This is a genomic window from Curtobacterium sp. AC268, assembly GCF_979258745.1.
The window spans coordinates 973,860-993,902 of the sequence record NZ_OZ409878.1 but is presented as its reverse complement, the minus strand read 5'-3'; the positions used below and the strand labels follow the sequence as shown (position 1 = coordinate 993,902).

The 20,043-nt window shown below is 72.2% G+C and carries 14 protein-coding genes; 9 read left to right on the top strand and 5 right to left on the bottom strand.

Annotation, left to right across the window (positions count from 1 at the left end):
• Positions 1 to 73: 73 nt before the first annotated feature.
• Positions 74 to 1,390: a glycosyltransferase family protein gene (locus tag ACZZ9K_RS04610; protein ID WP_395876667.1), complete on the bottom strand. Its 1,317-nt coding sequence runs from the start codon at positions 1,388 to 1,390 to the stop codon at positions 74 to 76.
• Here ACZZ9K_RS04610 and ACZZ9K_RS04605 point away from each other — a divergent pair.
• Positions 1,313 to 4,024: a glycosyltransferase gene (locus tag ACZZ9K_RS04605; RefSeq protein WP_463443427.1), complete on the top strand. Its 2,712-nt coding sequence runs from the start codon at positions 1,313 to 1,315 to the stop codon at positions 4,022 to 4,024. The two genes, ACZZ9K_RS04610 and ACZZ9K_RS04605, sit on opposite strands and share 78 nt — an antisense overlap.
• Before the next feature lie 122 nt (positions 4,025 to 4,146).
• Here the strand turns inward: ACZZ9K_RS04605 and ACZZ9K_RS04600 are convergent, their stop codons facing one another.
• Entirely contained in the window at positions 4,147 to 5,448 is a 1,302-nt protein-coding gene (locus ACZZ9K_RS04600) for an O-antigen ligase family protein (RefSeq protein WP_138803737.1), read from the bottom strand.
• Between the two features lie 91 nt (positions 5,449 to 5,539).
• Here ACZZ9K_RS04600 and ACZZ9K_RS04595 point away from each other — a divergent pair, with 91 nt between their 5' ends.
• Positions 5,540 to 6,931, top strand: coding sequence for a hypothetical protein (locus tag ACZZ9K_RS04595; RefSeq protein ID WP_463443426.1), 1,392 nt, complete (start codon positions 5,540 to 5,542; stop codon positions 6,929 to 6,931).
• A gap of 18 nt (positions 6,932 to 6,949) precedes the next feature.
• Here the strand turns inward: ACZZ9K_RS04595 and ACZZ9K_RS04590 are convergent, their stop codons facing one another.
• Both ACZZ9K_RS04590 and ACZZ9K_RS04585 read right to left on the bottom strand, forming a co-directional pair.
• Positions 6,950 to 8,329, bottom strand: coding sequence for an O-antigen ligase family protein (locus ACZZ9K_RS04590; protein WP_463443425.1), 1,380 nt, complete (start codon positions 8,327 to 8,329; stop codon positions 6,950 to 6,952).
• 17 nt (positions 8,330 to 8,346) lie between these two features.
• Complete coding sequence (locus ACZZ9K_RS04585) at positions 8,347 to 10,491, bottom strand: acyltransferase family protein (protein ID WP_463443424.1); 2,145 nt, start codon at positions 10,489 to 10,491, stop codon at positions 8,347 to 8,349.
• Between the two features lie 45 nt (positions 10,492 to 10,536).
• Here ACZZ9K_RS04585 and manA point away from each other — a divergent pair, with 45 nt between their 5' ends.
• The 5 genes from manA to ACZZ9K_RS04560 all read left to right on the top strand — a co-directional run bounded on the left by manA (position 10,537) and on the right by ACZZ9K_RS04560 (position 17,700).
• The gene (gene manA, locus ACZZ9K_RS04580; protein WP_463443423.1) at positions 10,537 to 11,745 is read left to right on the top strand and encodes a mannose-6-phosphate isomerase, class I; all 1,209 of its coding nucleotides are present in this window, start codon (positions 10,537 to 10,539) and stop codon (positions 11,743 to 11,745) included.
• Positions 11,746 to 11,800: 55 nt separating this feature from the next.
• Positions 11,801 to 12,763 (top strand): UDP-glucose 4-epimerase GalE, encoded by a 963-nt coding sequence (gene galE, locus ACZZ9K_RS04575; RefSeq protein ID WP_463443422.1) that lies wholly within the window; start codon positions 11,801 to 11,803, stop codon positions 12,761 to 12,763.
• A gap of 188 nt (positions 12,764 to 12,951) precedes the next feature.
• Positions 12,952 to 13,284 (top strand): WhiB family transcriptional regulator, encoded by a 333-nt coding sequence (locus ACZZ9K_RS04570; protein ID WP_081827389.1) that lies wholly within the window; start codon positions 12,952 to 12,954, stop codon positions 13,282 to 13,284.
• Positions 13,285 to 13,462: 178 nt separating this feature from the next.
• The gene (locus ACZZ9K_RS04565) at positions 13,463 to 16,300 is read left to right on the top strand and encodes a glycosyltransferase (protein WP_463443421.1); all 2,838 of its coding nucleotides are present in this window, start codon (positions 13,463 to 13,465) and stop codon (positions 16,298 to 16,300) included.
• Positions 16,297 to 17,700: a DUF5719 family protein gene (locus ACZZ9K_RS04560; RefSeq protein ID WP_463443420.1), complete on the top strand. Its 1,404-nt coding sequence runs from the start codon at positions 16,297 to 16,299 to the stop codon at positions 17,698 to 17,700. Before ACZZ9K_RS04565 ends, ACZZ9K_RS04560 begins: the two co-directional genes overlap by 4 nt.
• Positions 17,701 to 17,734: 34 nt before the next feature.
• On the opposite strand, the gene ACZZ9K_RS04555 is transcribed toward ACZZ9K_RS04560, so the two are convergent.
• A complete protein-coding gene (locus ACZZ9K_RS04555) occupies positions 17,735 to 18,175 on the bottom strand; it encodes a metallopeptidase family protein (RefSeq protein ID WP_071405768.1) in 441 nt (146 codons plus the stop codon).
• A 59-nt stretch (positions 18,176 to 18,234) separates the two neighbouring features.
• Between ACZZ9K_RS04555 and ACZZ9K_RS04550 the strand changes: the two genes are divergently transcribed.
• Entirely contained in the window at positions 18,235 to 18,450 is a 216-nt protein-coding gene (locus ACZZ9K_RS04550; protein WP_027466499.1) for a DUF3499 family protein, read from the top strand.
• A gap of 103 nt (positions 18,451 to 18,553) precedes the next feature.
• Positions 18,554 to 20,032: an adenosylhomocysteinase gene (gene ahcY, locus ACZZ9K_RS04545; RefSeq protein ID WP_463443419.1), complete on the top strand. Its 1,479-nt coding sequence runs from the start codon at positions 18,554 to 18,556 to the stop codon at positions 20,030 to 20,032.
• Positions 20,033 to 20,043: the final 11 nt, after the last annotated feature.

The window sequence follows — 20,043 nt, the reverse complement described above, 5'->3', positions numbered from 1 at the left end:
TCCGTCTGCGTCGCCGTCCCGGGCGCGCGGCCGGTCTCGGAGCTGCTCCGGTCCCGAAGCCGCTCCGTCGCCGTCAGGCGCGTCGGCGGAGCGCGCGGGCGACGCCGCCGAGGCGGTCGAGGGCACGGAACTCGGCCGAGTGCGTCAGCGCGTCGTACCGGGTCGCGATCGCGTCGCGTTCGGCCTCGGCGGCGTGCTGCGCCGCTTCGGCCTCCTTGCGTGCGTGGTCGAGGACGGCGACCGCTTCCTCGGACACGATGAGCCGCCGGTTGATGTCCTCGACCCCCGCGCGGTGCACATCGCGCTCCTGCTCGGTCGCCCGGAGCAGCTCGCGCTGCTGCGCGGTCCAGCGGAGCAGCGGGCCGGCGCCGGTCTTCGCCGCGGCGTGCGAGATCGCCGCGTCGAGCGACGGGGCGACCTGCGCAGCGCGCGCCGCGTAGGAGTGCCGTTCCACCACGACGGAGCGGAGCCGCGCGACCAGGGCGTCCCGTTCGGCGGCCGGCATCGTGATCGCACGTTCGAGGGAGGGGGCGTCGGTGAAGACGGGGACGTCGGCCAGTCCGAGTTCGTCGAGGCCGAGCGCGCAGGAGGTGACCGGCAGTGCCCCGCACGCCAGCGACTCGTAGAGGCGCGAGTTGAGCGTGCCGAACGCCGCGGCGGGCTCGATGACGTCGTCGACCACGAACGCGGCGGCGCGGTACACCGCGGGCAGGGCGAAGTACGACACCGCCGAGCGGAGCTCGACGCCGGGGGCGGGGTCGATGTGCACGGCGTTCGCGGCGAACCAGACGATCGGCTCGGCGGGGGAGACCCGCTGCAGCACGTCCTGCACGCCGCGGCGCGCTCCCCAGAAGTTGACGGTCGTGACGGTGCGGCCCGTCCGCGGCGTCGTCGTCGTCCCGTCCGCGTCGGGGGTGAACAGGTCGAGGTCGACACCGATCGGCACCACCTCGACCGGCACGTCCACCACGCGCGACAGTTCGTCGCGGGCGATCGTCGACGACGCCCACACCGCGTCGAACTCGGCCAGGTACGGCACCGACGCCCACTTGGCCGTCCAGTTCCGCACCCACGCGACGGTGGCGGTCCTCGCCGGGACGAGACCGGGGACGAACGACTCGATCATGCTGACGAGCACCGTCGTGTCCTCGGGGACGTCCTCGGCCCAGCGCCGGATCGGCCAGACGTCCACGCCCCAGCCCTCCGCGCGGAGCGCCCGGGCCAGCCCGAGGGCGACGAACAGGTCGCCCTTGCCCTCGGTCGTGTCGTCGGTCGACACCGCGAATCGGATCGTGCCCCTGGTCCCCGTCGCGTGGTCGCCGCGGGCGATCGCCTCGTACTCGGCTGCGAGGGGGGACGAGACGGGGGAGGACGGGATCGCGGGGTGCATCACGGTGCCATTGTGCACGAAGCACACCCGACCTCCGCCGAGCGCCGTGCTGCGCCTTGTAGGGTGTTGTCGGTCGCCGGGCATCCCCGGCGCCCGCATCACCGAACCGTGCCGCAGGCGCGGCAGCAGCTGGAGGAACTCGTCGTGACAGAGCGCAAGCCAGGAGTCGTTTCCGTCGTCCTCGTGAACTACAAGGGCACCGACGACACCCTGACGAGCATCGCCGAGCTCCGCAAGCAGGACTGGCCGCAGGACCGGCTCGAGGTCATCGTCGTCGACAACGGCTCCGGTGCCGAGCACGTCGGGCGGCTGAAGGCCTCGGACCTCGACTTCACCTTCGTCGACTCCGGCGCGAACCTCGGCTTCACCGGCGGGTGCAACCTGGGCGTCGAGCACTCGTCGGGCGAGATCGTGGCGTTCCTCAACAACGACGCCCGCCCGGACGCCGGCTGGGTGCGTGAGGCGATGGCCACGTTCGCGTCCGGCGCCGACATCGGCGCCGTGGCGTCGAAGGTCCTCGACTGGGAAGGCGTCAACGTCGACTTCACCGAGGCCGCGATGACCTGGTACGGCATGGGCTACAAGCCGTTCGCCGGGTCGCCGGACACCGGGCGGTGGGAGAGCGAGACCGACGTCCTGTTCGGCACCGGCGCCGCGATGTTCATCCGCGCCGAGCTCTTCGAGCAGCTCGGTGGCTTCGACGACCGCTACTTCATGTTCTACGAGGACGTCGACCTCGGGTGGCGCCTCAACCTGCTCGGCTGGCGCTTCCGGTACCAGCCGAAGTCGGTGGCGTTCCACAAGCACCACGCGTCGATGAACAAGTTCGGCGACTTCCGTGAGACCTACCTGCTCGAACGCAACGCCCTCTTCACGCTCTACAAGAACCTCGGCGACGAGCAGCTGGCCGCGGCCCTGCCCGGGTCGCTGGCGCTCGCGGTCCGCCGTGCCGTGGGCCGCGGCGAGCTCGACTCCACGTCGCTCGACCTGCGCAACCCCGGTGACGACAGCGTCCCGACCATCCCGGTGGCGAAGACCAGCATGGCGGGGATCTACGGTGTCGACCAGTTCGTCGAGCAGCTGCCGTCGATGACCGAGTCGCGCCGCGCGATCCAGGCGACGCGCGTCCGCACCGACCGCGAACTCCTGCGCCTGTTCGGCAACCGCGACGAGCCGGCCTACCCGATCGAGAACTACCTGGCCGGCTACGACAAGATCGTGCACTCGCTCGGGGTGCTCGAGGTCGGTGCACGGCGCCGGATCCTCATCGTCACCGGTGACTCCATCGGCGAGAAGATGGCCGGCCCCGCGATCCGCGCCACCCAGATGGCGAAGCAGCTCGCCGACGAACACGACGTGCGCGTGATCAGCCTCACCCGCTCGACGCAGATCGACCCGTCGTACGACGTCGTCACGGTCCCGCACCGACACCCGCGCCAGATGGTCGAGCACGAGGCCTGGGCCGACGTGATCATCGTCCAGGGCCACGCGCTGCGCCTGTTCCCCGTCCTCGAGTCGACCCGCAAGATCCTGGTGGTCGACGTGTACGACCCGCTGCACCTCGAGCAGCTCGAGCAGGGCCGCAGCGACGACGTCGACCAGTGGAACCGGCAGATCCTCGACGCCTCGGACACGCTCAACCACCAGCTCGAACTCGGTGACTACTTCATCTGCGCGTCCGAGCGGCAGCGCATGTTCTGGCTCGGGCAGCTCGCCGGCTCCGGCCGTGTGAACGCTCGCACGTACTCCCGCGACCCCGACCTCCGGTCGCTCATCGGCGTCGTGCCGTTCGGCCTGTCCTCGACGCCGCCGGTGCACGACCAGCCGCGGGTCAAGGGCGTCGTGCCGGGCATCGGCAAGAACGACAAGCTCGTCGTCTGGGGCGGCGGCATCTACGACTGGTTCGACCCGATCACGCTCGTGCGGGCGATCGGTCAGCTCGCCGAGCGGAAGCCGAACGTCAAGCTCTTCTTCATGGGCGTGCAGCACCCGAACCCCGACGTGCCCGAGATGGACATCGTCGCGAAGGTCCGCGCCGAGGCGGACGCCCTGGGGCTGACCGGCAAGAACGTCTTCTTCAACGACGCGTGGATCCCGTACGAGGAACGCGGCGCCTACCTGCTCGAGGCCGACGCCGGCGTCTCGACGCACTACGAGCACCTCGAGACGACGTTCTCGTTCCGGACCCGGATCCTCGACTACCTGTGGGCCCGTCTGCCCATCGTGACGACCGCCGGTGACTCGTTCGGCGACCTCGTCGCCGCGGAGAAGCTCGGCATCGCCGTGCACGAGCAGGACATCGACACCCTCGCCGACGCACTCGAGACGGCACTGTTCGACAAGAAGGCGCGCGCCGAGTTCATCGGGAACGTCGACCGCATCCGCGAGCAGTTCACGTGGGAGAACGTCCTCGCGCCGCTCGTCGAGTTCTGCCGGAACCCCGTCCGCGCCGCCGACAAGTCGGTGCGGGACACGGTGGCCGTGGCCGAAGCCCACCAGATGCGCGTGCGGGTGCCGGAGCGCAAGAAGCTCTCGGGCGTCCGGTACGACGTCGGCCGTGCGGTGCACTACTTCCGCACCGAGGGCCCGCGCAGCGTCGCGGGCAAGATCAAGCGGCGCCTGACGAGCCGGTGACGAGGGCGGGCGCCGTGGCGCCCGCGCCCACACGGACCCCGGGTCGATCGACTCGAACGGGCACTCCTTCCGGGCGACCGTAGCCGAGGTGCGGAGGGGCGCTGCGGCGCGGGGGCTGCGGTTCAGGGGCGCGGCAGGTGGCGGCGCCACGAGCGCCGCCGGGCAGCGATCACGAGCACCGTCACGAAGACCATCAGGCCCGCGCCGTGCAGCAGGTAGCTCTCCGCGGTGCTCGTGACGGCCAGCAGCACCAGTACCGCGGCCGGCCACACGTACGCCACGCCGGGGAACGTCGTCGCGGTCACCCAGGCCCGCGCGAACGCCAGCAGTGCCGTCACGGCCAGGATGATCGTGCCGGCGAGCCCGATCTGCAGCCAGGCGTCGACGAAGGCGTTGAGCCCTGAGTGGAACCGCATCCCCGCCGGGTCGATCAGGGTCACGTACGGCACCACGGCTTCGCGCGGCCAGGTGCCGACCCATCCCCACCCCTGGATCGGGTAGCGCTCGGTGAGCACGCGGATCTGCGACCACAGGTCGATGCGCGTGGCGGTGCCCCCCGCGGCACCCATCTCGGCCAGCAGCCGACCGCGGGCGAGGACCGCGACGACGAGGGCCAGCAGGACGGTGGCGCCGAGGACGCCGTTCACCACCGGGCGCGTCGCCGGTCTGGCGTGCCGGAGTGACCAGAGCGCCAGCGCCGTGACGGCCAGGGCGATCATCGCGAGTCCGGTGATGGGGGACTGGACGAGCATCAGCGCGATGACGGCCAGGGCAGTGGAGGCGACGGCCCGCCAGAGGGTGACGGAGCGGGTGAGGAACTCGACCACGAAGGTGACGAGCGCCATGGCGGCGATGAACCCCATGAAGTTGCGGGTACCGCCGATGCCCTGGATCGGGCCGCCGTAAGCGATGTCACCGCGGATGCCGAACGCCGGGAACGGCACGTCGAGCACCAGGCCGGACAGCACCTCGAGGCCGAGGGCGGTCACGAGGAGGATCCGGAACGCGTCACCCGACGCTCGGATCACCTGGACGAGGTCGCGTCCGAGCGCCAGGTACAGCCCCAGACCCATGAAGCACACGGTGGCGACGAGCCCCCGCAGCGCGACCCACGAGTACTCGCTCCAGAGCACGCTCAAGGCGCAGTACCCGAGGAACGCCAGCAGGGACAGCGGCAGCACTCCGTGCCACTCGATCCGGTACCGCTGCCCGAGCAGGCTCAGGCCGGCGAGCACGAACAGCGTGACGAGCACCGCCCACGTGCCGGCGGTACCGACCACGGCCCCGACGGTGGGCTGCCCGAACGCGAACAGCACGATGACCGTCGCGAGCGCCTGGCTGAACCGCCCGCCGGCGGAGAACCCGATCCAAGCGGAGAGGTAGCGGCGTGCCCGCACCCGCTTCGTCAGCCGTCCGTCCGTCACCCCACCATCTTGGTGCACGGACCTCGGTACCAGGTCATCGCGGAGCGTCGATATCGACGATGTGTGATGAACCGGCTAGCGTCGTCGGACGATGCAGCACCCTGCGAGCGCCAGCCACCGCCGTCTCGACGGCTTCCGAGTGGTCGCCGCGGCGGTCCTGGTCGGCATCGCCACGGCCGCGCTCGCCTGGTGGCGACTCGGGCCGACGGCACGTGGCACCGTGTGGGCGGAGGACGGCGGGCTGTTCCTCCGGGAACGCATCACCCTCGGCGCCGTCGACTCCCTGCTGCACCCCTACGCCGGCTACCTGCACCTCGTGCCCCGGTTGCTCGTCGACGTCGCCTGGGCGCTGCCGGTCCAGGACTACGCCCGGGCACTGTCCGCTGGGGCCTGCCTCGTCGTGGGCGCGGTGGGCACCACGGTGTTCGTGCTCGCGCGAGACGTCGTGCCGCAGTGGCCGCTCCGAGCCCTGCTCGCCGCGGTGCCGGCCCTGCTCCCGCTCGCCCCCCACGAGATCAGCGGGAACGCCGCGAACCTGCACTGGTACATGCTCTTCGCCGCCCCCTGGTTGTTCGCGTACCGCGCGCGGACGTGGTGGGCCTCCGGTACGGTCGCCGTCCTGACCGCCTTCGCGGTCCTCACGGAGTTGCAGACCGTGCTGTTCCTGCCGCTCCTGCTCCTCGCGTGGTTCCCCCTGCGGGACGCTTCGGGTGCCCGGGCATGGCCACGCGCGGTCCCGGTGACCATCGTCGCCCTGATCGGCGCCGGGGCGCAGGTGGCAGCTGCCCTCACCGACCAGCGATCGCAGCCGTCGGGGACGCCGGCGTTCACCGACGTGGTCGCCGGGTGGCTGCTGCAACCCGTCGCGGGGATCTGGACACCGGACGTCGGTGCCGCCGTCCGCGCCGTCGTGACCCACGGCTGGGGTGTCGTGCTCGTGCCTGTCCTGCTGGTCGCCGTCGCGGTGGTGGGCGCACTCGTCGTCGGGACGTGGCGCGCACGCTGGCTGATCCTCGCGCTCGCCGTCGTGTCCGGCGGCGTGTGGTGGGCAGCGCTGCTCGCCAACGGGGGACAGGAACAGGCGTGGGCACGCCCGATCCCGGCACTCGCAGCCGTCCCGGCACTGCGCTACGCCGCGGCGTCGGGGATGCTCCTGCTGGCAGCGGTGGTCGTCGCGGCGAGTGTGCTCCTCGACGCACGACCGGCGCGTCGGGCGGGACGACCGTCGCGTCGAGTGGCACGGCCGGCGGGCGGTGTCCGCTTCGTCCGCGTGCTGGCGGGCTGGTCGGTCGTCGCCGTCCTGGTCGTCGCGGTGGTGGGCAACCTGGCCCCCGGTGCGACACGGCGGAGTGACGGCCCGGTCTGGGCGACGCAGATCCCCGGCGCGGTCGCTGCGTGCGACGGCGACCCCACGCGGGACGTCGAGGTCCGGAAGGCGCCGTGGACGGCCAGGGTGCCGTGCGCGAGGCTGCTCGAGCGCTGACCGCCGGGTGCTCCGCGGTCAGCGTGCGATCGGCAGTCGCCACTCCCGCCGGGCCGGCGGGGTGCGCGGGCCGTCGCCGGCCGACCGGGGTTCCTCGCCGACCAGGACGATGCGGGTCTTGATCGCGACGAGGGCGAACAGGACCCAGTTCCCCTGGTACAGCAACCGCGACTCGGCGACGGACTGCACGAGCAGCGCCACGACGACGAGGAGCGGCAGGAGCGACACCGGGTCGAACGACCTGGGGGTCCCGACGGCGTCGTACCCGATCCTGGTCGCGGACGACCACGACCTGTCGAGCGTCGTCACGACGTACAGGGCGAACAGGACCAAGCCGATGATGCCGGTCTGCATCCACACGTCCAGGTACGCGTCGTGGGCCTGCAGGTACGTCACACCCTTGCGGTGCGCGAGGTCGGCGAGCGTGGGGATGTCCGGCCACCAGTACCCGATCCACCCCCAACCGAGGACCGGGTGCTGGTCGATCAGCTCGAGCACGCGCTGCCAGATGTCCCCGCGGCCCGTCGCGTCCGTGCCCTTGCCGAGGAGCTCCGACACGGTCCCACGGGCTGCGAACGCCCCGAGGCCGACGACGGCCGCGCCGACCAGGGCGAGGAGGTACCGCGGCGTCCGGCGGTCGGTGGGGACGCGTCGGATCCAGAGCGCGACGAACAGTGCGGCGGCGACGACGAGCGCGGCGGCGAGCACGGTCGACGAGCGGGTGAGGACCAGGACCGCGCCGGCCACGACGAGCCAGCCGACGGAGCGGTTCCTGCTCATGCGGCCCTCGGCGAACTGCAGGGCGATGGCGATCGCGGCGAGCAGGGCGACCATCGCGAGCAGGTTCGCGTTGCCGGGCAACCCCTGGATGCGACCGCCGGTCAGCAGTTCGGCGCGGGAGAAGTAGAAGGCGTCGGGGATGTCCCGGTCGCCGTAGTCGGTCCAGACCGGGACGATCGGGTGCCGGACGACGACGGCCACCACGGCCTCGAACAGCAGCGACCCCATCAGCACCCAGCGGAACGCGAGGCTCATCGCGTCCAGGATCCGACGCCACGTCAGGGTCGACGCGACCGCGAACGCCATCGCGGCGCAGATCACCTGCGCGGCGATGCTCGCGAGCGTCGCCGGGCGCCAGTGCGACCAGGCGACGGACACCAGGCACCAGGCGAGGAAGAACCAGAGCGCCCACGGTGTCCGGACCAGCGGCGGCTTCGCCCTGACCAGGATCGTCACGCCCCACACTGCGACGAGTGCCCACACTGCAGCGGCCCCGAACCAGGTCAGGGTGTTCGGGAAGGCGTCGCCGGCGAACAGGACGAAGAGCAGCGTCGCACCGAACGAGAACGCCTCGCGCTCGGGTACGGTGCCGCGCGAGAGCGGCCAGGTGTTCGTCACGACGTCAGGGTACGGGGTCATCCGCGTCCGTCCTCGCGGAAGGCGGCGAGCGTGCGGGCGATCTCGTCGCCGAGGTACGGCGCCAGGGTCGTCGCGAAGGTGTTCGTCAGGTGGGTGCGGTCGCGGTGCACGAGCACGCCGCCGATGACCGCCGGGCAGGTGGTGTCGGTGCAGTAGTACTGCGACAGGTCGATCACCCGGGCCTTGCCGGGCATCCGGGCGGCAGCCTGCTCCGAGCCGTCGAACAGACCGAAGCCGAACGACCGGCTCGAGTCGCACGCGCTCGTCGTCGGGCCCGACATCTGGCCGACGCACGCCACCACGTCGGTCCGCGCGGTCGGGTTGTCGCGGAGTGCGAGGACCGGGATGCCCGCGTCGGCCGCCGCCTGCCACGCTCCCACCATGCCGTCGACGACGGTCTCGCTGTCCGACTGCCCGGGCACCGAGGCGACGGGGCCGTTGCCGGTGGAGTGCGTCACGATCACGCCGTCCAGGTCACCGTGCGCGCGCAGGTAGGCCATCGCGTTCTGCTTCCACGCGGTGCAGTCGTCGACCTGCTTCACCGTGTTCGCCTTCTGCACCGCGGTGGTGAGGTAGCAGCTCTGGTGTCCCGCCACGTCGATGCGCCAGTTGTTCGCCTTCGCGATCGCCGCGTAGGTGTCCACGAAGACGTTGTTGTGCGAGTCGCCGATCGCGATGAGGTGCTCCGTGTAGCCGGACTTCGGCCCGAGTTCGCAGACGTTGAAGGCGCTCGAGTCGTTCGACCAGCACGCCCCCCGGTTCGAGTCGTCGTCGAGCGCGTTCGCGGCCGAGGGGACCCGGACGTCTGCCAGATCGGGGTTCACGCAGGGGTCGGACGACGAGATCCGTGCGGCGGCACCGAAGCAGCGCACGTCGCCGGTGCTGAGGCGCTGCTGGAACTCGGCCGCCTGCACCTGCTGCACGTGCAGCGCCGCCAGCGAGGCGGCACCGAGCGCCACGACGAGCACGGTGCTCAGGGCGCCGTAGAGCGCGACCCGGCGCGGACGCAGTGCCCGCACCCAGCCGGAGAACCGGAGCGGTTCCTCGATGCAGATCGTGGTGACCGCGCCGATGAGCACCGCACCGACGAGGATCGCGACCTTGTCCTTGGTGGTGAGCTCGTGGCGGAGCGCGATCGGCAGGATGACGACGGCGGGCCAGTGCCACAGGTAGACGGCGTACGAGATCCGACCCAGGAACGCGATCGGGGTCAGCCTGCCGACCCGCTGCAGCCCGGAGTGCGCGCCGAAGAGCACGACGAGCGTCGCCGACACGACCGGCAGCGCGGCGGCGATGCCCGGGAAGGGCGTGGACCCGGTGATCAGCACGAGCGACGCGACGAGCCCGGCCGCGCCGACCCAGGCTCCCACGACCCGCACCGTCCGGGCGGGGGGCGTGCGCGGCGCCGCGAGCGGGATCGTCGCCGCGAGCCCGCCGAGCGCGAACTCCCACGCCCGCGTCGCCGTCGAGAAGTACGCGATCCCCGAGGCGGTGTGGGTCTGGACGATGCTCCACCCCAGGGACAGGACCACGACGGCGCCGAGGAGCACCTGCGCGACGACGACCGGGGAGACGCCGTCCCGCCGTGCGCGCCGTGCGACCCACAGCGCGCCGAGCAGCAGGAGCGGGAGGGCGATGTAGAACTGCTCCTCGACCGACAGCGACCAGAAGTGCTGGAAGGGGGACGCCTGGTTGCCCTGCGCCAGGTAGTCGACCGCGTCGGCGGCCAGCTGCCAGTTCTGCACGTAGACCGTCGAGGCGATGAGCTCACGGCCGTACTGGCCCCACAGCGCGCTCGGGACCCAGACCAGCACGGCGGTCCCCGTCGCGGCGATCGTGAGGAAGGCCCCGGGGAGCAGCCGCTTCGCCCGCCGCGACCAGAACCCGGCGAGCCCGATCCGGCCGGTGGCGGTCAGCTCACGCAGCAGGTGCCCGGTGATCAGGAAGCCCGAGATGACGAAGAACACGTCCACGCCGACGAACCCGCCCGGCAGCCGGTTCGGCCACAGGTGGTAGAGCACGACGGCGAGGACCGCGAACGCCCGGAGGCCCTGGATGTCCCACCGCGTGGGGTCGGCCGTGCGGCGGGGGGAGGAACGCAGGGATCCTCGGGGCGGTGACTCCACCGTGCTTGCAGACATCGCGGAGATTCTAGTGTCGCGCGCCGCGCCGGTAGGCTCTGGCCCATGTTCCTCGGCATCACGAACACCCCCCGCGACTACGCCTGGGGCTCGGTCACCGCGATCCCGGAGCTCCTCGGCCGCACCGTCACGGGTGCCCCGCAGGCGGAGCTCTGGCTCGGCGCCCACGCCGGCAGCCCCAGCGTCGTCGTGAACCCGGCCATGGTCGGTGGGGCCGACACGCTGCTCGACTGGATCGCCGCCGAGCCGCAGGACGCCCTGGGCGGCGACCGCACCGGCCTGCCGTTCCTGCTCAAGGTGCTCGCAGCGGCGGCACCGCTCTCGCTGCAGGCGCACCCCACCCCGGAGCAGGCCGAGGACGGGTTCGCCCGCGAGGAGCGCGAGGGGATCCCGCTCGACGACCCGGCACGCAACTACAAGGACCCGTTCCCGAAGCCCGAGCTCGTCGTCGCGCTGAGCGAGCGGTTCGAGGCGCTGAGCGGCTTCCGCCCCGTCGAGGAGACCCTGGCCGAGGTGCGCGTGCTCGATGCGGGCACCGGACGGCTCGGTCCGCTCGAGGTGCACCTGCTGCACGGGCTCGAGGACACCGTCCGCTGGCTCGAGACCGCCGACGAGTCCGCGCTCGCCGTGGTGCAGGCCGTGAGCGACCTGGCCGTCTCGCTCGACGACGACCTGCTCACCCCGAACACCGCGACCGTCCGCGACCTGGCCACCAGCTGGCCCGGCGACCCCGGCATCGTCGTCTCCCTGCTCATGCACCGGGTGACGCTCGCCGCCGGACAGGCCATGTACCTGCCCGCCGGCAACATCCACGCCTACCTCGACGGACTCGGCATCGAGCTGATGGCGCCGTCGGACAACGTGCTGCGCGGGGGGCTCACGCCGAAGCACGTCGACGTGCCGGAGCTCCTGCGGGTGCTCGACTTCACCGCGTACCCGGCCCCGGTCCTCGAGCCCGAGCGCATCGCCCCGGGCGTCGACCGGTTCGCGCCGGACGGCGTCGGGTTCGCGCTGCTGCGGGTGGACGGCGACGGCCGCCCGGTCGGACTGAGCACGGGCGGGGTCGCCCCGCTCGTCGGCCCGTCCATCGCCGTGTGCACCGAGGGCGTCGTCACGCTCGTCGGCGCGCGGTCGGCGATCCTGCTCCGCAAGGGCGAGTCGTGCTTCATCACGCCGGACGAGGGCGACGTGACGGTCGAGGCGGACTCCTCCGACGGCATCACGTCGACCGTGTTCATCGCCACCGGCGCCTAGGGCGCGCACCGGCACCGCCACCGGGGCGTCGCCGACGTCCGCTAGCGTGGCGAGCATGAGTTGGCTGGTCACCGGCGGTGCCGGGTACATCGGGTCCCACGTCGTCCGAGCACTGCGCTCGGCCGGCATCGACACGGTCGCGTTCGACGACCTCTCGAGCGGTTTCCGCGCGTTCGTCCCGGACGACGTGCCGTTCGTCGAGGGCACGATCCTCGACGGCGAGCTCGTCGCACGCACCCTGCGCGAGCACGAGGTCACCGGCGTGGTCCACGTCGCGGGGTTCAAGTACGCCGGCGTCTCGGTCGAGCGTCCGCTGCACACCTACGAGCAGAACGTCACCGGGATGGCGACCCTGCTGCGTGCGATGGCCGAGACCGGCGTCACCAAGGCGGTGTTCTCGTCGAGCGCGGCGGTCTACGGCACGCCGGACGTCGAGACCGTGGTCGAGTCCACCCCGAAGAACCCGGAGTCGCCCTACGGCGAGTCGAAGCTCATCGGCGAGTGGCTGCTGCGCGACATGGAGGTCGCCGCGGGCTTCACCACGACGTCGCTCCGGTACTTCAACGTCGTCGGTTCGGGGGAGCCCGACCTGTACGACGCGAGCCCGCACAACCTGTTCCCGCTGGTCTTCGACGCGCTGCTCGCCGGCCGGACCCCGCGGATCAACGGTGACGACTACGCCACCCCGGACGGCACGTGCGTGCGCGACTACGTGCACGTCGCCGACCTGGCGCACTCGCACGCGGTGGCCGCGCGGAAGCTCGAGGCGGGGGAGCCGCTCGAGCGCGCCTACAACCTCGGCAGCGGCGACGGTGTGAGCGTCCGGCAGATCATGGACGCCATGGTGGCGGGCACCGGGATCGCCTTCGACCCCGAGATCGCACCCCGGCGCCCCGGCGACCCGGCCCGCATCGTCGCGACCGGCGAGGCCGCCGCCCGTGACCTCGAGTGGGCCATGCGGCACTCCCTGGACGAGATGGTGTCGAGCGCGTGGGAGGCCCGTCGCAGCGCCTCCTGAGCGCCTGAGGACGCGTCAGTTGTCCCCCGGAAGGCCCACCCGCGCGGCGCGACACGCCCAAACGGGGGACATGACACGCTGGAGCGGTCAGTGCCTTCTATGATCCGCGACTTGACTCAGGCGAATGACACCGCTGTAATTACAGGCAACGGCCGCAAGAGTTGGGGTTCGTTGTCGAGGCGGCAGGGGTGATCAGGGTGAACGGTTCCGAGTTCCACGCCGGAGTTCCGGAGGACTGGCACGTCGATCCCGTGGCGCTCGGCGTCCCGGGTGTCCGACGTCCGGAGACCGACGACGAGGAGAACCCGCTCGCCTGGCAGGTCGACTCGCTCTGCGCGCAGACCGACCCCGAGGCGTTCTTCCCCGAGAAGGGCGGCTCCACGCGCGAGGCGAAGAAGATCTGCACCTCGTGCGAGGTCCGGGCACAGTGCCTCGAGTACGCGCTCGAGAACGACGAACGCTTCGGCATCTGGGGCGGCCTCTCCGAGCGCGAACGCCGCAAGCTGCGGAAACGGGCGTAGGAGCGTCCACGGCGCGCCAGCGCCGTGCGACTGCACCCCTGAGGAGCGTGCGACGAAGGCGCCGGAAGGCGACCACCTCCGCCCGTCCCGCACCGTGCAGTGAGCGCGCCCACAGGTTCACGGCGCGCCGCCGTCCGCAGCCGACACCGCGCCTCCAGACCGTAGAGTGACGCCCGTCATGCAGCCCAGAGTCACCGCGATCCTCGTCGCCGCCAACGGGGCGGCCCACCTCGACCGGACCCTGGACGCGCTCGCCGCCCAGACCCGCCACCCCGAGAACCTGGTGGTCGTCGACGTCGGCACGACCGACGGATCGACCGCCGAACTGTCCTTCGGTGGGTCCGCGCAGCTCGTCCGGCTCCCCGGGGGCAGGGCGTTCGGCGACGCCGTCCGACAGGGCGAGCGCAGCGCGCCGCCCGCAGCGACCGACGAGCCGGTCGACGAGTGGCTGTGGGTCCTCGGCCACGACAACGCGCCGGCACCGACCGCGCTCGCCGAGCTGCTGTCCGCCGTCGAGATCGCACCGTCCGTCGTCGTCGCCGGTCCGAAGCTCGTCGCCGACGACGACCCGTCGCTCATCCGTGCCTTCGGCGAGAGCATGACCCGCTTCGGCCGGTCGATCGTGCTGGTGCAGGACGAGCTCGACCAGGGCCAGCACGACCGCAACACCGACGTGCTCGGCGTCGCCGCCGGCGGGATGCTCGTGCGCCGCTCGGTCTGGAACGAACTCGGCGGCTTCGACCCTGCGCTGCCGGACGTCGACGCGGCCCTCGACTTCTCGGTGCGGGTCCGCCTCGCCGGACACCGCGTCGCCCTCGTGCCGGAGGCAAAGGTCACCAGCGCCGGACCCATCGAGGAGTTCGGTCGGAAGCGCCTGTCCGAGGCGCGGCGCGTCCGGATGCACCGGCAGGCGCAGCTGCACCGCCGGATGACCTACGCGCCGGCCGCGCTGGTCTGGCTGCACTGGCTCACACTCGTGCCGTTCGCGATCGGCCGCGCGCTCGGACACCTCCTCGCGAAGCACCCCGCCGCCGTGGTCCCCGAGCTCTCCGCCGCGTTCGCCGTCGCGTTCGGCGGTGGCGCCGTGCGCGCGCGCAAGAACCTGGCCCGCACCAAGAAGCTCGGGTGGGCAGCCGTCGAGCCGCTCCGCGTGAGCTGGCGACGGGTGCACGAACACCGCACCACCTCGCGCGACGTCGAGCTCGCCCGGGTCGAGGACGCCCCGATCGCGCGGGCGTCGTTCCTGAGCGACGGCGGCATCTGGGTGGTCCTGGCCGCCGCGGTGCTCAGCGTCGTGACGCTCTACCCCCTGCTCGGGTCGCCGGCCCTGACCGGCGGGGGACTCCTGCCGCTCTCCGCGACCCCGGGGCAGCTCTGGCAGAACGTCGGGTACGGCTTCCACTCGCTCGGCACGGGCTTCACCGGGCCGTCCGACCCCTTCGCCGCGGTCCTCGCCGTGCTCGGCTCGATCGTCTTCTGGTCGCCGTCCACCGCGGTCGTGCTCGTCATGCTCGTCGCGTTCCCGCTGTCCGCCCTGGGTGCCTGGTTCGCGGTCCGCAAGGTCACGACCCGCACGTGGGTCCCGGTCATCGGTGCGTCGCTCTACGCGATCGCCCCGTCGCTCGTCGGCGCGGTGACCACCGGGCACCTCGGCGCCGTGATCGCGCACCTGGTCCTGCCGTGGCTGTTCGTCGCCGTGCTCGAGGCGCACCGCTCGTGGGCGTGGGCCTCCGGCGCGTCGCTCCTGTTCGCCGTCGTCGCCGCCTCCGCGCCGTCGCTGCTGCCGGTCCTGCTCATCGGCTGGCTCGTGGCGCTCCTGGTCGGCTGGCGTCGGGCCCACCGTCGCGTGTTCATCCCGGTGCCGACCGCGGTGCTGTTCCTGCCGCTGATCCTGGCGCAGGCGGCCCGTGGCAACCTGCTCGCCGTGTTCGCCGACCCCGGCGTGCCGTCCGCGACCCGGGCGCCGTCCGCGCTCCAGCTGGCCATCGGACAGCCCCTGCCCGACTGGAGCGGCTGGCTCCCCGCGACGTCCGGACTGGCCTTCGTCACGACGGTCCTGCCGGTCGTGATGGCCGTCCTCGCGCTCCCCGTGGCCGTCGCCGCGATCGGCGCGATGCTCGGACACCGCTGGGCGGTCGCGGGCTCGGCGCTCGTCGTCGCACTCCTCGGCTTCGCGACGGCCTTCGCCGCCACCCACGTCACCGTCACCGGTGTCGGCTCGACCACCACCATCGTCTGGCCAGGCAGCGGTCTGTCCGTGTACTGGCTCGCCCTGGTGGTCGCGGCCTGCATCGGCATCGACGTGCTGCCGAAGGCCGCACCGGTGAGCGGACTCGTCGCGACCGTGCTCGCCGGGGTCGCCGTGGCACCGGCCTTCGCGGCGTTCTACCTCGGCACCGCCTCGATCGAGCCGACCACGGGCCGGGTGCTCAGCGCCTACGTGAACGCCGAGGCCCAGGCGAACCCCGACGTCGGCACGCTCGTCGTCGTCCCGCAGGACGACGGTTCGCTCGCCGTCACGCTCGAGCGCGGACAGGGCTCGACCCTCGACGACCAGTCGACGCTCGACGCCACCGCACTCCGGCTGAGCGAGTCCGGCGCGCGGCTGACCACGCTCGCCGGCAACCTGGCGAGCCGCAGCGGGTACGACCCCCGGCCGGCGCTCCGCGAGCTCGGCGTGAGCTTCGTGCTCATCGACGACGCCGGCGACGACCCCGAGGCGCAGACGGTGCACGACCGGGCCGCCGGTGCGATCGGTCAGAACGCGCTCTTCACGAGCATCGGTGAGACCACCAACGGGCAGCTGTTCCACTACGAGGGCGAGGTCGACCGCACCCGCTCCGGCTCCGCCGCGACCCAGGCCACCCACGTGCTGTACCTCGTCGTGCTCGGCGTGGTCTTCGGCGCCGCAGCCCTGCTCGCGGTCCCGACGGCACCGCGCCGCCGCCGTGCCACCTCGAACGTCATCGAGGCCGAGGAACCCGCCACCACCTTCGACGAGGAGCGCGACGAATGAGCACCAACCCCTCCTCGGTCCGGCGCTGGATCGTCCGCGGCACCGCCACGGCCGTCGCCGTCGTCGTCGCCGCGGGTGCCGTCACCGCGGCCCACGCCATCGGCACCGAGTCCGAACCGGGTCGACCCGCCGGGCGCACCGTGACGCCGGTCCCCGCCGCCGCCGAACGTGTCTGCGCCGGCAGTGCACTGCGGTTGTCCGACGACTCCGGCAACGACGCGACGCAGGCGAGCACCGTCGGCACCGCGACCGTGGCGACGGCGACGACCGGTTCGACGGTCGAGCGGTCCTCGCTCGACCCCTCGACCACCGGCGGCAGCGACCCCCGGCTCCTGACGGCACCCGCTGGCGAGACGACCCCGCAGGTCGCGGGCAGCAGCTTCCAGAGCGTTTCCAGCGGCGACCTGGTGGGCGCCGGCGCTGCCTCGTGCGACGACCCGACCCAGTCCACGTGGCTGGTCGGCGGTTCGACGGAGACCGGTCGCACGAGCCTCGTCACGCTGTCGAACCCCACCGACGTGAACGCCACGGTCGACCTGACGATCTTTGACGGCTCGGGGACCGTCAGCGCGCCCGGGACCACCGGCATCGTCGTCGCGCCGAACACGCAGAAGGTCGTCCCGCTGTCGGGCTTCGTGTCCGACGCCGCCTCGACCGTCGTGCACGTCACGTCGTCCGGCGGACAGATCGTCGCGCACATGCAGGAGTCCGTCGTCCGCACCCTCACCCCCGGTGGCTACGACATCGTCTCCGGTGGTGCGGCCCCGTCGCGCTCGCAGGTCATCCCCGCCGTCGTCCTCGCCGACGCGCAGGCGGCCCAGCGCGGCGACGACACGGCGGACGCGGTGCCGATCGTCCGGTTGTTCGTGCCCGGCACGAAGTCGGCTCGCGTCACCCTCGGCATCAGCACGGCCGACGGCGGCGGCACGACCGTCAACGCCACCGCGGAGCCCGGGGTCGTCACCGACGTCGCGCTCGACGACTTCCCGGACGGCCGGTACTCGTTCACCGTCACCTCGACCGAGCCGGTCGTCACCGGTGCACGCACCACGACGCCCACCGACGACGCCGGCACGGACCTCGGGTGGTTCGCCTCCGCGGAGCCGCTGGGCGACCGGACGATCACCGCCGTCGCCCCGGGCGAGGGGGTTCGGCTGAACCTCGTGAACCCCACCCGTCAGGACCGACCCGTGACGATGCAGTCGGGCGACGAGCGTCTCAACCTGGTCCTGCTGTCCGGTGCGACGGTGACGCTCCCGGTGCAGACCGCGAAGCAGCTCACGCTGACCGGTACGGAGGGCATCGTCGCGGGGGTCACCTACCGCGGGTCCGACGGCATCGCCGGGTTCCCGGTGCGCCCGGCGACCGACGTCTCCACCCCGGTCCGCGTCTACCCCTGACGCCGGGTGCGGCGAGCCCGTCGTCGGCGGCGGCTCACCAGTGGCGGTAGCGGTCCGGTGCCAGGTCCCAGGGGTCCTTGCCGATCAGCTCGCCGACCGCGCGGAACACCGCGGTCTCGATGATGATGCGGCGGTCCGAGTCGTCCTTCTCGGGGCTCCGGTTCACCCGTTCGACGGGGATCCGGAAGACGGTCACGCGGCGGGTGTCGCGGTCGATGCGCCAGCGCGGCATCTCGTCCGGCAGGGTCGTGTCGCTCGGCATGTCCGCCACCTGGAACACCACGCCGGACAGCTCCTCGGGCCAGAGACCGAGCAGGTAGTGCGCGCTGTCACCGACGATCCGGTCGAACGCCTCGGCGCGGGTGATGATCGGGGCGAGCTCCGGTCCGGTGACGCTCGAACGCCCGCCTCGGCCGTGCCGGGAGCGCCCCCGACCGCGGTCGACCGGGGTGACGAGGCGAGGCTTCCGACGCATCCCCACATCGTACGCGGGGACCGGTGCGCGCCGGACGCTCCGCTAGGCTCCCTGACGAGATGGACGTGCGGATCTGCAGCAAGGTGGCGTGTGCCAACAGCGCTTCGTCGACCCTGACGTACGACTACGGCGACTCCATGGTGGTCGTCGGTCCGCTGTCGACCCGGGTCGAACCGCACGGCTACGACCTCTGCGCCCGCCACGCGGCCACCCTGCGCGTCCCGCGCGGCTGGCAGGTGGTGCGGCGCGAGCCGCTGCCGCGCGACGCCGACTGACGGCTCGCGTCCGCGACGTGCCGCGGCGGTCGGACCGGAGGCCCGTGGGACGTGACCGGGATCGGCTGGTGATCCGCGCCTCCCGGCATGGAAGACTGTGGGCATGCCCACCGAAACCCGCACCGCTGCTGCGTTCCGCGTCGCCGACCTGTCCCTCGCCGAGGCGGGCCGGCACCAGATCCGCCTCGCCGAGAACGAGATGCCGGGCCTGATGTCCCTGCGTGACGAGTTCGCGGCGTCGCAACCGCTCGCCGGCGCGCGCATCGCCGGGTCCCTGCACATGACGGTGCAGACCGCGGTGCTCATCGAGACGCTCGTCGCCCTCGGCGCGCAGGTGCGATGGGCCAGCTGCAACATCTTCTCCACCCAGGACGAGGCCGCCGCCGCCGTCGCCGTCGGACCCACCGGCAGCCCGGACGCCCCCGCCGGTGTCCCGGTGTTCGCGTGGAAGGGCGAGACGCTCGAGGAGTACTGGTGGTGCACCAGCTGCATCTTCGACTGGAGCGACGAGGCCGCCGCGGCCGGCGCCGACTGGACCGGGCCGAACCTGATCCTGGACGACGGCGGCGACGCCACGATGCTCGTGCACACCGGTGCCGACGCCGAGGCGGCCGGTGCTGCTCCGGTCGCCGAGCCGGACGCGAGCACCGAGTGGAAGATCGTGCTCGACACCGTCGCGCGGTCGCTCGAGACGTCGTCGGACCGCTGGACCCGCATCGCGGCCGACGTCCAGGGCGTCACCGAGGAGACCACCACGGGCGTGCACCGCCTGTACGAGCTGTTCCGGAACGGCGAGCTGAAGTTCCCGGCGATCAACGTCAACGACTCCGTGACGAAGTCGAAGTTCGACAACAAGTACGGCATCCGGCACTCGCTGCCCGACGGCTTGAACCGCGCCACCGACGTGCTCATCGGCGGCAAGGTCGCCTTCGTCGTCGGCTACGGCGACGTCGGCAAGGGTGCGGCCGAGGCGCTCCGCGGGCAGGGCGCCCGGGTCATCGTCAGCGAGGTCGACCCGATCTGCGCGCTGCAGGCGGCGATGGACGGCTACCAGGTCGCGCGCCTGGCGGACGTCGTCGACACCGTCGACATGGTCATCACGTGCACCGGCAACCTGGGCGTCGTCGGGGTCGACGAGATGCTCGGGCTGAAGCACCTGGCGATCGTCGCGAACGTGGGGCACTTCGACAACGAGATCGACATGGCCGGGCTCGAGGCGCTGCCCGGCGTCTCGAAGGTCGAGATCAAGCCGCAGGTGCACGAGTGGCGGCTGCCGACCGGGCGGTCGATCCTGGTGCTGTCCGAGGGGCGGCTCATGAACCTCGGCAACGCGACCGGGCACCCGTCGTTCGTGATGAGCAACTCGTTCACGAACCAGGTGCTGGCGCAGATCGAGCTGCACACCCGGCGCGAGGAGTACCCGACCGGCGTGTACGTGCTGCCGAAGCACCTGGACGAGAAGGTCGCGCGGCTGCACCTCGACGCCCTCGGGGTGCAGCTGACGTCCCTGCGTCCGGAGCAGGCGGCGTACATCGGCGTCCCCGTCGAGGGTCCCTTCAAGCCGGACCACTACCGCTACTGAGCGCGGCGTTC

Coding starts and splice junctions, on each gene's coding strand:
- ACZZ9K_RS04610 (WP_395876667.1), bottom strand. CDS start 1,390: ATGCACCCCGCGATCCCGTCCTCCCCCGTCTCGTCCCCCCTCGCAGCC.
- ACZZ9K_RS04595 (WP_463443426.1), top strand. CDS start 5,540: ATGCAGCACCCTGCGAGCGCCAGCCACCGCCGTCTCGACGGCTTCCGA.
- ACZZ9K_RS04585 (WP_463443424.1), bottom strand. CDS start 10,491: ATGTCTGCAAGCACGGTGGAGTCACCGCCCCGAGGATCCCTGCGTTCC.
- manA (WP_463443423.1), top strand. CDS start 10,537: ATGTTCCTCGGCATCACGAACACCCCCCGCGACTACGCCTGGGGCTCG.
- galE (WP_463443422.1), top strand. CDS start 11,801: ATGAGTTGGCTGGTCACCGGCGGTGCCGGGTACATCGGGTCCCACGTC.
- ACZZ9K_RS04565 (WP_463443421.1), top strand. CDS start 13,463: ATGCAGCCCAGAGTCACCGCGATCCTCGTCGCCGCCAACGGGGCGGCC.
- ACZZ9K_RS04560 (WP_463443420.1), top strand. CDS start 16,297: ATGAGCACCAACCCCTCCTCGGTCCGGCGCTGGATCGTCCGCGGCACC.
- ACZZ9K_RS04555 (WP_071405768.1), bottom strand. CDS start 18,175: ATGCGTCGGAAGCCTCGCCTCGTCACCCCGGTCGACCGCGGTCGGGGG.
- ACZZ9K_RS04550 (WP_027466499.1), top strand. CDS start 18,235: ATGGACGTGCGGATCTGCAGCAAGGTGGCGTGTGCCAACAGCGCTTCG.
- ahcY (WP_463443419.1), top strand. CDS start 18,554: ATGCCCACCGAAACCCGCACCGCTGCTGCGTTCCGCGTCGCCGACCTG.